This window comes from Vibrio lentus, assembly GCF_002875945.1.
Lineage (GTDB): Bacteria > Pseudomonadota > Gammaproteobacteria > Enterobacterales > Vibrionaceae > Vibrio > Vibrio apostichopi.
Genome location: NZ_MCZK01000174.1, coordinates 1 through 12,138 on the forward strand (window position 1 = coordinate 1; position 12,138 = coordinate 12,138).

At 44.1% G+C, this 12,138-nt stretch carries 12 protein-coding genes; 5 read left to right on the top strand and 7 right to left on the bottom strand.

Going from position 1 to position 12,138, the window contains the following annotated elements; genetic code table 11:
- Nucleotides 1-131: 131 nt before the first annotated feature.
- On the bottom strand, nt 132-698 hold the full coding sequence (gene efp, locus BCT49_RS23675) for an elongation factor P (protein WP_009847919.1): 567 nt from the start codon (nt 696-698) through the stop codon (nt 132-134).
- 33 nt (nt 699-731) lie between these two features.
- Between efp and epmB the strand changes: the two genes are divergently transcribed.
- The 3 genes from epmB (at nt 732) to BCT49_RS23690 (ending at nt 2,888) form a co-directional block, all read left to right on the top strand.
- Complete coding sequence (epmB, locus tag BCT49_RS23680; RefSeq protein WP_102438626.1) at nt 732-1,754, top strand: EF-P beta-lysylation protein EpmB; 1,023 nt, start codon at nt 732-734, stop codon at nt 1,752-1,754.
- 13 nt (nt 1,755-1,767) lie between these two features.
- Nucleotides 1,768-2,295 (top strand): prepilin-type N-terminal cleavage/methylation domain-containing protein, encoded by a 528-nt coding sequence (locus tag BCT49_RS23685; RefSeq protein ID WP_102438628.1) that lies wholly within the window; start codon nt 1,768-1,770, stop codon nt 2,293-2,295.
- A 104-nt stretch (nt 2,296-2,399) separates the two neighbouring features.
- Nucleotides 2,400-2,888: an MgtC/SapB family protein gene (locus BCT49_RS23690; RefSeq protein ID WP_102438630.1), complete on the top strand. Its 489-nt coding sequence runs from the start codon at nt 2,400-2,402 to the stop codon at nt 2,886-2,888.
- A 110-nt stretch (nt 2,889-2,998) separates the two neighbouring features.
- Here the strand turns inward: BCT49_RS23690 and BCT49_RS23695 are convergent, their stop codons facing one another.
- The 6 genes from BCT49_RS23695 to BCT49_RS23720 form a co-directional block, all read right to left on the bottom strand.
- Entirely contained in the window at nt 2,999-4,477 is a 1,479-nt protein-coding gene (locus tag BCT49_RS23695) for a sensor domain-containing diguanylate cyclase (protein WP_102438633.1), read from the bottom strand.
- Between the two features lie 271 nt (nt 4,478-4,748).
- On the bottom strand, nt 4,749-5,306 hold the full coding sequence (locus BCT49_RS23700; RefSeq protein WP_102438635.1) for a VC2662 family protein: 558 nt from the start codon (nt 5,304-5,306) through the stop codon (nt 4,749-4,751).
- Nucleotides 5,307-5,642: 336 nt separating this feature from the next.
- Nucleotides 5,643-5,984, bottom strand: coding sequence for a four helix bundle protein (locus tag BCT49_RS23705; protein ID WP_102438637.1), 342 nt, complete (start codon nt 5,982-5,984; stop codon nt 5,643-5,645).
- A 454-nt stretch (nt 5,985-6,438) separates the two neighbouring features.
- A complete protein-coding gene (gene groL, locus BCT49_RS23710; RefSeq protein ID WP_065113252.1) occupies nt 6,439-8,085 on the bottom strand; it encodes a chaperonin GroEL in 1,647 nt (548 codons plus the stop codon).
- A 51-nt stretch (nt 8,086-8,136) separates the two neighbouring features.
- Complete coding sequence (locus BCT49_RS23715) at nt 8,137-8,427, bottom strand: co-chaperone GroES (RefSeq protein ID WP_004733324.1); 291 nt, start codon at nt 8,425-8,427, stop codon at nt 8,137-8,139.
- A gap of 181 nt (nt 8,428-8,608) precedes the next feature.
- On the bottom strand, nt 8,609-9,730 hold the full coding sequence (locus BCT49_RS23720) for an LPS O-antigen chain length determinant protein WzzB (protein ID WP_102438639.1): 1,122 nt from the start codon (nt 9,728-9,730) through the stop codon (nt 8,609-8,611).
- Nucleotides 9,731-9,889: 159 nt separating this feature from the next.
- Between BCT49_RS23720 and BCT49_RS23725 the strand changes: the two genes are divergently transcribed.
- Complete coding sequence (locus BCT49_RS23725; protein WP_102438641.1) at nt 9,890-11,233, top strand: MATE family efflux transporter; 1,344 nt, start codon at nt 9,890-9,892, stop codon at nt 11,231-11,233.
- A gap of 110 nt (nt 11,234-11,343) precedes the next feature.
- The gene (locus BCT49_RS23730; RefSeq protein ID WP_102438642.1) at nt 11,344-11,826 is read left to right on the top strand and encodes a methylated-DNA--[protein]-cysteine S-methyltransferase; all 483 of its coding nucleotides are present in this window, start codon (nt 11,344-11,346) and stop codon (nt 11,824-11,826) included.
- The last annotated feature ends 312 nt before the right edge of the window (nt 11,827-12,138 follow it).

The window sequence follows — 12,138 nt, forward strand, 5'->3', positions numbered from 1 at the left end:
ATCTGCTCTTCCCGCTTTTCGTATCCCGAATCTCGCTTACTCGCATCTGCTTTTTAAATACAAAAAAGGCCGCTCATGAGCGACCTTTTCTATTTCACTGAGTCATCCTAAACAAGATGGACACAATCAAATTATTTTACACGACCAACGTATTCGCCAGTACGAGTATCAACTTTAACAACTTCACCGATAGCGATGAATAGAGGTACGCGAACGACCGCGCCTGTTGCTAGAGTTGCAGGTTTACCACCAGTACCCTGTGTATCGCCTTTTAGGCCAGGATCGGTTTCAGTTACTTCGATCTCAACAAAGTTTGGCGGAGTAACAGTGATAGGGTTATCATTCCACAACGTTAGAGTACAAACGTCATTTTCAACTAACCATTTTGCTGAGTCAGCGACTGCTTTTACGTCTGCTGCGATTTGCTCAAATGTTTCGTTGTTCATGAAGTGGTAGAATTCGCCATCGTTGTATAGGTAGCCTAGTTCAACGTCAACAACATCTGCAAGCTCGAAGCTTTCGCCTGACTTGAATGTTTTCTCTAACACTTTGCCTGACAGCAGTTTACGAAGTTTTACACGGTTAAACGCTTGGCCTTTACCTGGCTTAACGTATTCATTGTCGATAATTGCGCAAGGCTCGTTATCTAACATGAATTTTAAACCGCCTTTGAATTCATTGGTGCTTACTGACGCCATGATTTTCTCTTCCACATCTTTGAGTTAATTTCAATGCCGCATATCATAACCCGAAAAGTCGAATCTGTTGAGCAAAACTGGCTCAAACAACTATCGAATGCGATCTCTGACCCGACAAAACTGCTTGAAGCATTGGAAATAGACCCAACACCGTGGCAAGCAGGGTTTGCTGCTCGTGAGTTATTTGCCCTTCGGGTGCCCCTAAGTTTTGTCGAGCGAATGGAAAAAGGCAACCCACACGACCCATTACTGCGTCAGGTGTTACCTTTAAACGAAGAGTTCAAAGTGCATCAAGGTTATTCGGCTGATCCACTGGAAGAACAAGACAACGCGATCCCAGGGTTGCTGCACAAATACAAAAGTCGCGCGCTAATGATCGTAAAAGGCGGCTGCGCCATTAACTGTCGCTACTGCTTCCGCCGTCACTTCCCTTATCAAGACAACAAAGGCTCAAAGTCAGTTTGGCAAGTCAGCTTAGACTATGTCGCTCAACATCCAGAGATCAACGAAGTAATCTTATCTGGCGGCGATCCTCTAATGGCAAAGGACAGCGAACTAGATTGGCTGATCAATGCCATCGAACAGGTTCCGCATGTGAAAACGGTTCGTATCCATAGCCGATTACCTGTCGTGATCCCTGCCCGCGTGACTGACGAACTGTGCCAAACATTGGCTAATACTCGTCTAAACGTGGTGATGGTCAGCCATATTAATCATGCCAATGAAATCAACTTAGAGCTCAAGCAAGCCTTCCATAAGTTGAAGCTAAGCGGTGCGACTCTGCTTAATCAAGGCGTGATGCTAAAAGGGGTCAATGACAACGCTAACTCATTGAAAGAATTGAGTGAGAAGCTATTCGACGCAGGTATTTTACCTTACTATATGCATGTACTTGATAAAGTTCAGGGCGCCGCTCATTTCTATATTTCTGATGAAGAAGCCAAGCGTCACTTCAAAGGCTTGATCTCTGAAGTTTCTGGTTACCTAGTACCAAAGTTAACGCGCGAGATAGGCGGCCGCAGCAGCAAAACGCCACTCGATCTACACATTGAATAAAGAAGTCATATCAATGAATCCCAACGCCTTAAGCGCTCGCTCACAATCACAAGCTCAACAGAAAGGCTTCACCATCATTGAACTAGTCGTGGTGATCGTGATTCTGGGCATTGTGTCAGTCACCGCGGCTTCTAAGTTTCTTAATCTTCAAACCGATGCGCGTATCTCAACATTAAATGGCCTCAAGGGCGGAATGGAAGGTGCAAGTGCTATGCTTTATGGTAAGACATCAGCATTAGGCTTAGATAAAGCAGCTAGCGCATCCATTAGTGTTGAGGGCGACGATATCTCAGTCGTCTACGGCTACCCTGCAGCGATGAATGATCAAACTTGGTCACAGCTCATTGAATCAACTTTTCTAGATGCTGTTTGGGATACGGGTCGAGCTGACTGGTTCTTTACCAACACAGATGCGCATGATGGCATCATTTTGTATGCACCTTCTAGCCGAAAAAATGAGTCTGATAACTGCTATCTTGAGTACCAAGAAGCGACCGAGACGACAACACCGGCCTTCACACTAACCACGACAGGCTGCTAGCGCTTCAGCATTAGCACCAACCGTTAAGACAAAAATTTTTTGTTCGATCGTCCGGTCTATTATTAGCATACTCGGCTCTATTCTAAATTCTTAGGAGGGGTGATATGACACAATTTATAGAACAAACTCTCAACCTTGCCCCCTTTAGCTGGGCAGGCCTTGCGGCATGTATGCTGTGTGGTTCATTGATCGGAATCGAAAGACAAACTCGTGGTAAACCCGTAGGAATAAGGACATCGATCCTTATCATCAGCGGTACCTATTTCTTCCTCACCATGGCGATTAGCCTATCCCCCAACACTCTCGACCAGGCTCGTGTACTTGGTCAGATCATTACAGGGGTTGGATTCCTTGGTGCAGGTGTGATGATGACACTGGATGGCAAAATTCATGGTGTCACCTCAGCGGCCATTATTTGGGTATTAGCGGCGTTGGGGATGATGATTGCATTAGGGCACCTTTCACAGTCGGTCATTATCACGCTAATGGCTCTAGTGATTCTGCTTGGAGTCGACAAGGTGGAAAACAGCTTCCAAAGCCTACGTCGTGGTGTTCACCAAAAATGGATGAACAAAGGGCGAATGAAAAAGTAACAACTCTCCCCCTTCATCAAATCAAATCAAAAAGCCTAGTTGAAAAACAACTAGGCTATTCGCTTACACATTTGCTCGTTTGGAAACGTATTCCAGAACAAAGCACAATGCTAATACACGTGAATCAACACCTGATTCTTGCCCGAAGCTTTGGCCTTATAAAGCTGCTCGTCAGAAGCTCGAATACTCTGGTTTTCCCACAAGTGTCCGACACTATCGAACTTATACAGCGAGTAAAGCGTCGCGCCCCCTGAAACCGATATATCAATCTTGTCACCATTCGCACAACGGTAACTTTGTAAATTGATGTCGTTTTGTATCCGTTCAAAAATCGACGTAAGCAGCTCAGATGATTCGCCCGTAATCGCGACAACAAACTCTTCACCACCAAACCTCGCGACGATATCTTGCTGTCTAACACTGTTCATCATCAGTTGAGCAACATGACAAATCACTTCGTCTCCGACCTTGTGCCCAAAGCGGTCATTCACCTCTTTGAAGTCGTCAATATCGAACACACCGAAGCCAATAATCGGCGCTTCTTCTTGTGCTAACAATTTAGCTTCAAAGCCACGGCGATTCAGTAATCCCGTCATTGGATCTCTCATCGCCAGTTCTTTTAATCGCTGATGCTCTTGTGTGGTATAGAAACGCCATAGGTACACCACCGAGACTATGTATAGAGCCAATAGTATTGAAAGCTGAAGCTTATCTATCTCAAGTACATGCAGAAAGTGCTGCCACTTTGCCTCCTCAATATTCAGATAAAGCTGAGTATTGATGCCATCGACATAGAGTGGCTGTGAATGCGTGAAGTCCATGAAACCATACTTATTCGGCCCTAGCGTACTGGATACCTCATAGCCGTGTTTTGGGTTCGACACCAGATTCGCGACATAACCATCAACACCAAGGATACCTTTGAACTCACCATCAACGTAGATCCCTTTGGTCAGGGTCACCACTTTTTTGTTCGTGAGGTAATCATCATATTGACCGGTATACACCACCTGATCTTGGCGTTGAGTTAAGCCAAAGCGAACTGTATTAATCCAATATGGCCTGCTATTTACGACAGAGTCGAACGTATCGCCTTTCATATATTGGGCAATATCGGAGGGGGAAGAGATAATAAACTTCTCTTTCGAGATGAAATAGATGGCAGAGATAGTCTCTATGGTATTAGCAAAATAAGCCATGGTTGGGGCGATAAATAAACGCTTACTGGCTTCGAGGTGAAGTTCCGACTTCGGGTCACACATCTCGCTTGGGCCAGAGAACATAAAGTCAAAACGAGGAGCTTGCTGGTCTTCACTAATGAAGTAACACGTCTCGTCCTCTCGCTTTTTCTCATGCGAAAACACGTACGTATCCCCATGCAGTGGATAGAGCGCAGTGATGTTGTATTCAAGCGCATTGATGATCTGAGTCAGCTCGGTCAAAGAGCGTGTCACGCCTTGGTTTTCAATTCCATACTGTTGATTTGATTCTTCCGCTGAATCAACGAGCAATAAGCTCAATACTACAAAAAAGATGGCGGTCAGGCATAGGAAAGCCTTTTTAAAATCGATGGTATGGGTATTAATCAAAGCATATAAATCATCGTTGTGAATTTATCGCACATTGTACTTATAAATAAAAACACCGCAACCATTAATATAAAACAACATGCCTATTGTATTTTTGTGTGCAGGAAGGGGGATTTGGATTCGAGGTGGTATTGAAATAATGACGCCTAAACAGAGACGTTTAGGCGTTACTAATAAGCCCGATTTACCAATAAACTTAATTACTAACGAGATCGGTTGCTAATAAGCTTGGTTTACCAATAAATAGCAAACCAAGCATTCAACAATAAACTTACTTAGCGAAGTTTACGATTGGGAAACAAGGGAAGAAGCCGTTGTCAGCACAGTTGATCAGACCAATCTGTACGCCTTCGATCTTCGTTGTTTTGTTGAAAATACCCACTTGAACCGTTGATACATCAGAAAGGTTAGCTGCGCCAACATCGACCATAGTGTCGCCTTCAGAGTAGTTTACGAAGCTCACGTTCGCGCCTTTCACATCATTAGTGATGTTTACAGCACCTAGGTTTAGACCCGTTGTTTTACCTGTATTCCAGTTGAAGAAACCAAGTGAAGCACCAGTCATCTCTTGGTTCACTTTTGATGCACCAAAGATACCTAGGTTCACACCAGTTGTGGTTTGCGTCTCTGACATACCAATAACCGCAAGGTCGACACCTTTAAGGTCATTAACTTGACCATGAAGAAGCGCTAAACGAACGCCGCCAACAGCATCTGAATCCGGTGCATTGAAGCCGTTAATGGTTGAGAACATAACAGGCGAAGAAGCGAATGCAGCCGGTGCCATTACCGCGGCAGACACAGCGAGTACTGAAAGTAATTTTTTCATTGGGGAAGTCTCCACTGACTATTATTAACTTGATTTATATATTACCAATCAAGCATTTATTATCCTTAATTAAACAGCTAGCCATGTTAAATTGATGTCATAACTGTACTGTTGAATATAAGCCGCTAAGTCATAAAGAGCAATGGTTAAGAGCAGATACGGGATTCGAGTAAACAAGATGCGAAAAGACTAAAAGCGGATGAGAGATACGTGTAGCGAGATGCGAAAAGAATAAGAGCGGATGAGAGATACGGGTAAACGGGATGCGAAAGACAAAGAGCTGAGATAAAAGCAGATGTGGGATTCGAGTACACGGGATGCGAAAGGCAAAGAAGCTTACTGTTCTAGTGACTTGATTAAAGCTCCTAACATGCGTGATATTTGAAGTGCTTCCGATTGCCATTGCTCACCAACATTCTTGGAAATGAACCCAACCTCAGAGCCTATGTCAGCTTGTGTTGCAAACTCACCGATGGAGCCCTTCGCGATTGCAAAGAAGTGCTTACGCTCTTTAAGAGACTTTCGCTCACAGCCTTCAGCGATATTACTGGGTACAGATAAAGCACTGCGGGTAATCTGATCTTTGAAACCAAAGTCTCTACACATAGACATTCCCCGATAAACATTTATCGATAACTGCCGACTTCGTTGCCAAACATCAAGTTTTCTATAAAGCACAATTTCTACCTAAAGACCGAAAACCTAATCATCTCAAAAGAACATCGTAGAAAAGTATTAATAAAGAACCAAGTTAGAGATAGTTCAGATTCTATGCTTTTATCTTCTCAAATTTCGCTTACTCGCACCTATCATCTGTCTTTAAAGCTCTTCGTATCCCGACTACCCGCATCCCTAATCTGCCTTTAAAGCTCTTCAAATCCTGATAACTCGAACCCCGTATCTGCTTTTCAAGCTCTTCGTATCCCGATTACCCGAATCCCTCATCTGCTTTTCAAGCTCTTCGTATCTCGATTACTCGAATCCCTCATCTGCTTTTCAAGATCTTCGTATCCCGATTACTCGCATCTCGTATCTGCTCTTAAGTATCTGCTCTTCAAAAACAAAAACGGAGACCGAGGTCTCCGTTCTAAAGCTTATGTATGACTTTCTCTGTTACGAGAAAAGGGGATGATTACATCATGCCGCCCATGCCACCCATACCGCCCATGCCACCCATATCAGGCATTGCAGGACCAGAATCTTGAGGCTTGTCAGTGATCATCGCTTCTGTTGTGATCATAAGACCAGCAACTGATGCTGCGAACTGAAGTGCAGAACGAGTTACCTTAGTTGGATCTAGGATACCCATTGCAATCATGTCGCCGTATTCACCCGTAGCCGCGTTGTAACCGTAGTTACCTTCGCCAGCACGAACGTTGTTAGCAACAACAGACTCTTCATCACCTGCGTTCTTAGTGATTTGACGAATAGGCGCTTCCATTGCACGTAGTGCAACGCGGATACCTACGTTTTGCTCTTCGTTGTCGCCTTCAAGGCCAGCAACTTTAGATGCAGCGCGGATAAGTGCAACACCACCACCAGCAACCACACCTTCTTCAACAGCAGCGCGAGTCGCGTGAAGTGCATCTTCTACGCGGTCTTTCTTCTCTTTCATCTCTACTTCAGTTGCTGCGCCAACTTTGATTACTGCAACACCGCCAGCTAGCTTAGCTACGCGCTCTTGAAGCTTCTCTTTGTCGTAGTCAGACGTTGCATCTTCGATTTGTTGACGAATTTGAGAAACGCGACCTTTGATCATCACTTCATCGCCCGCACCATCAATGATGGTTGAGTTTTCTTTAGTGATAGTAATGCGCTTAGCTTGACCTAGGTCTTCTAACGTTACTTTCTCAAGGTCTAGGCCAATCTCTTCAGAGATAACCGTGCCGCCCGTTAGGATTGCGATGTCTTGAAGCATAGATTTGCGACGGTCGCCGAAACCAGGTGCTTTAACTGCAGCCACTTTAACGATGCCACGCATGTTGTTCACAACAAGAGTCGCTAGCGCTTCGCCTTCTACATCTTCAGCGATGATAAGAAGTGGACGAGATGCTTTAGCAACCGCTTCTAGAGTCGGAAGAAGCTCACGGATATTCGAAACTTTCTTGTCGATAAGAAGAATGAATGGGCTTTCTAGATCAACAGAACCTGCTTCTTGGTTGTTGATGAAGTAAGGAGATAGGTAACCGCGGTCGAACTGCATACCTTCAACGACGTCTAGCTCGTCTTGTAGAGCCTGACCTTCTTCAACCGTGATTACGCCATCACGACCTACTTTTTCCATCGCTTCAGCAATGATGTTACCCACTGTCGAATCAGAGTTCGCAGAGATAGTACCTACTTGAGCGATAGCTTTCGTGTCTGAACAAGGAACAGAAAGGTTCTTCAGCTCTTCAACAGCCGCGATAACCGCTTTGTCGATGCCGCGCTTAAGATCCATTGGGTTCATACCAGCAGCAACCGCTTTTAGGCCTTCAGCGATAATAGACTGAGCCAGTACTGTAGCTGTAGTTGTTCCGTCACCCGCCGCGTCATTCGCTTGCGAAGCTACTTCTTTAACCATTTGTGCGCCCATGTTTTGGAACTTGTCTTCAAGTTCGATTTCACGTGCAACTGAAACACCATCTTTAGTGATCGTTGGTGCGCCAAATGATTTGTCTAGAACAACGTTACGGCCTTTAGGACCTAGCGTTACTTTTACTGCGTCAGCCAGAACGTTTACACCTTCTAGCATTTTAATACGTGCGTCGTTACCAAATTTAACGTCTTTAGCAGCCATCTTAATTTCCTTTAAAATTCTTTATTCAGTCAGTTCAGTTTATGGGTCGGATTACTCAACGATCGCCATGATGTCGTTTTCAGACATGATCAGAACTTCTTTGCCGTCGATCTTTTCAGTTTTAGTGCCGTAGCCTTCAGAGAAGATAACGGTATCGCCAACTTTAACGTCCAATGGTTGTACTGAACCATTTTCTAGAATGCGGCCTTTGCCAACAGCTAGAATAGTACCGCGCGTTGATTTTTCAGCGGCAGAACCAGTTAGAACGATGCCACCAGCAGATTTAGATTCAACTTCTTGGCGCTCAACGATAACTCGGTCGTGTAGAGGACGGATATTCATCGGTCGTATCTCCTGATAATTTCCATTTAATATGATAGTTGCCACGATTGGCATGGGTTAATCAGTATGTTGGGGCAATGTGAAAGATCCCAAGGGGGGAAAGAGACTTTTTGTGAGGGAACTCAAACAACAAGGGATGTTAAAAAAAATGGCTAGTGAGTAACACTAGCCGTTTTAAAACTTAGTCTTCTTTTCTAAACGCAAAGCGTATTAGAACTATCGCAACACCCAACATGCCACCTAACAATGTGCCAAGAACGACAATCAAAGATCGCTTAGGTTTATCTTGAGTAATTGGTTGTGCTACATTTTCTAGGAAACGGAATGTTTGAAATTCAGCATTTCGATCAATTTCAAGGTTCTTCAACATATCCAGTTTTGCATTTATTTGTTGAAGATGAGGCTCAATAACACTTAAATTTTTAACTGACTCTAGAGCTTTAACTTTTGCATCTAAGCCCTTAGCACCTAAATCAATACTAAATAGTTCACTTTCATTACCTGTTTGAATAGGTCTGTCGACTCCTGCAGACTTGGCTATTTGGGCTGCATATTTTGTTCGCTCAGTTTCAACTAACAACTTATTGCTTGCTTGGCTTTCTAAAATTCTTTTTTGTTGAATCAATTCATTACGCTTGCCATTCACTACCGCTCGTAAGTTATTAAACGCATCTTCATGAACTTTTAACTCTGTCGTTAAAATGTAAGCTGTTAACAAGTCAAAACTACTTTCCTTAGACGTTGTTTGAAAGCTAATAGTGTATGGTGAATTACGATCCTTTTTATCTATTTTAGAAGCAGAAATTCTATCAAACCATTCTGCATATAAGGCTCTAATTTCATCCGTTATCATCTCAGAACTGCCAACAACAGAGCGTTTAAATTCCTGGAACTCAACATTATTATCTAAGAAATCTCTCTTATTATTCGTTGAATTAAAGGTATTCACAAAACGTTGGAACAAAATCTCAGAGTCAACCAAACTATCTAGGCCCTTACTAACAAGGACTGTGCCATCCTCTTGATAAATATTGAAAATAGGTTGAAACTGCTTCACTTGCTGCTGATATGCAGCTAAGTTTTGAGGTTGAGCCTCTGTGACCTTGGCATTAGAAGACCACCATTCTTGAGCTAATAAAGCAAACCCAATGCTACTAACAGTGAGTAAAGCAGTCACCAATATGACTATTAACTTACCGTCCCACAGTGCCTTAAAAAGCTCTCTCAGATCAATCTCATCGTTCGTTGTATACATCGGTGGATTTTGCGGGGAGTACGGCTGTGGTTGTGTCTGCTGTTTCACTTTAAATCTCTCAAAACATCTAAATTATTAACGGCAGAATGCTATCACACCGTATGCTGTTAGTATTGTACGATTTGTAAACTTTATGAAAGTGATCTTCAGAGAGATGACAATTCACTGTATTCTACCTCTACTATTCTAGTTCAATCGGCGTTTTACATGCAAGATAAGCATGGGCTTCTCACGGCCCCGATAGCACAGACTCTGCGCACTATGACCATACCGACGATATTCGGCATGGTCGCGATCTTGATGTTTAACCTTGTCGATACCTTCTTTATCTCATTGCTCGGCACACAAGCCCTTGCAGCGGTGAGCTTTACCTTCCCTGTCACCTTCGCCATCAACTGCATTACCATGGGCATAGGCATTGGCTTGTCGACATGTATAGGAAGATTACTTGGCCAAGGTTGCGCTAAAAATGCAGCTCGTTTTACTTGCCACAGTTTACTGCTTGCTGTGCTTCTTGTTGGTTTTGCATCAACACTGGGGCTCGTTACGCTAGAACCCATGTTTACACTGTTGGGAGCAGAGCCTGAGTTACTGCCACTGATATCCGAATATATGTCGGTCTGGTATTTAGCGATACCGCTGCTTGTGATACCTATGGCAGGCAACAGCGCGATACGAGCGAGTGGCGATACCAAAACCCCCGCTAAAATTATGATGTTGGCTGGCCTTATTAACGGCATTCTCGACCCGCTACTGATCTTCGGTTACGGGCCTTTCCCTGAGCTAGGAATTCAAGGCGCAGCCATTGCTAGCGGATTCAGTTGGTTTGGTGCGTTGTGTAGCTCACTGTATGTGTTAACCATACGAGAAAAGCTGCTTGCTCCGCCCAAACTAAAAAACATCTTCGATGACTGGAAACAGATCTTAACCATCGGCACTCCAGCTGCCCTTTCCAATGCCTTGAACCCCATTGCTGGCGCCATTATCATGGTGATGTTAGCCAAACAAGGGACAGAAGCTGTGGCGGCTTACGGAGCTGCCCAGCGTATTGAATCGATTTTGATCATCGTGTTGATGTCTCTAACTTCTGCCCTCACGCCTTTTATGGCGCAAAACTTTGGCGCTGATAATCCACAGCGTAGTTTCAAAGCTCTGTTCTTAAGCATGCGCTTCGCCGTGATGTTCCAAGGTTTGATTTTCTTAATGATGGTGCCATTGAGCATCCCTTTAGCCGCCCTCTTTTCTCAAGAAGAATCCGTACGAGGCATCTTGTGGCATTACTTGTTAGTTGTCCCATTTAGCTATGGATTCCAAGGGATTGTCATGATGCTGATTAGTGCCATGAATGCGATGCATCAACCACTCAGAGCCTTTCAGTGGAGCTTCATGCGCCTGTTTGTATTTACTCTTCCATTCGCTTGGACCGGCAGCCAGATTGATGGTGTCGAAGGGTTGTTTATCGGTTTAGCCTTGGGGAACATCATGGGTGGTATTTCAGGGTATTGCTTTGCACTTCGTGTAAGGGCTAAAGCAGATGCGGGATGCGAGTAATCGAGATGCGAAGAGCCTCAAAAACAGATACGAGATTCGGGTATCGGGATGCGAAGAGCTTAAAAGCAGGTACGAGATATTAAAGACTAGAAAGAAAGAAGGAAGATGACATGGAATACAGTACTTACAAAATGCTCTATGACGCGCCGATTGGTAAGATGATAATCATAAGCAATGGCGAGTCGATAATAGAAATCGATCATGTAAACCATGATGAGCCTATTACCAGCAATCCAGATGAGCTATGTCAACTGGCGGCAAAACAGTTAGATGAGTACTTCGCAGGTCAACGAACAGAATTCGATTTACCATTAAGATCGATAAAAGGCACTGACTTTCAAAAAGCAGCTTGGCAGGCTTTAACTACCATTCCTTATGGCGAAACCATCAGCTACGGCGAACAAGCAAAGAGAATGGACAACCCAAAAGCAGTAAGAGCAGTGGGTGGTGCGAACGGCAAGAATCCGTTTAGTATTGTTGTACCTTGCCATAGAGTCATCGGCGCGAATGGAACATTAACTGGCTACACCGGCGGCATGAACCGCAAAGAGTGGTTGTTGGATTTTGAACGTTCGGTTTTGAAAGCAAGATGAGAGTAGCGAGTGACGAGATGCGAAAAGAAACAAAGAAGGATTTCTTTCTCTGTTTTTAGTCCTGTCACGACCCGTATCCCGGTTCGATTCCCCGCCTCTGCCCCTTATCATTACACTTTGGACAACGTCATTCCCTACAGCTAGGCATGAGATTCCAGATATTTCGTTCCTCAATTCTGGAATGACAGGATAAGAAGATAACGAGTAAACGAGATTCGGGATGCGAAATGCAAAGAAGGAATGATCTTTGGGCTTTATCGCTCTTCGAATCTCGTTTACCCGAATCCCGTATCTGGCCTTAAGCTCTTCGTA

Bases quoted from the DNA above. Each gene is read 5' to 3' on its own strand.
- groL (WP_065113252.1), bottom strand. From the start codon at position 8,085: ATGGCTGCTAAAGACGTTAAATTTGGTAACGACGCACGTATTAAAATG.
- BCT49_RS23715 (WP_004733324.1), bottom strand. From the start codon at position 8,427: ATGAATATCCGTCCTCTACACGACCGAGTTATCGTTGAGCGCCAAGAA.
- BCT49_RS23685 (WP_102438628.1), top strand. From the start codon at position 1,768: ATGAATCCCAACGCCTTAAGCGCTCGCTCACAATCACAAGCTCAACAG.
- efp (WP_009847919.1), bottom strand. From the start codon at position 698: ATGGCGTCAGTAAGCACCAATGAATTCAAAGGCGGTTTAAAATTCATG.
- BCT49_RS23690 (WP_102438630.1), top strand. From the start codon at position 2,400: ATGACACAATTTATAGAACAAACTCTCAACCTTGCCCCCTTTAGCTGG.
- epmB (WP_102438626.1), top strand. From the start codon at position 732: ATGCCGCATATCATAACCCGAAAAGTCGAATCTGTTGAGCAAAACTGG.
- BCT49_RS23725 (WP_102438641.1), top strand. From the start codon at position 9,890: ATGCAAGATAAGCATGGGCTTCTCACGGCCCCGATAGCACAGACTCTG.
- BCT49_RS23730 (WP_102438642.1), top strand. From the start codon at position 11,344: ATGGAATACAGTACTTACAAAATGCTCTATGACGCGCCGATTGGTAAG.
- BCT49_RS23700 (WP_102438635.1), bottom strand. From the start codon at position 5,306: ATGAAAAAATTACTTTCAGTACTCGCTGTGTCTGCCGCGGTAATGGCA.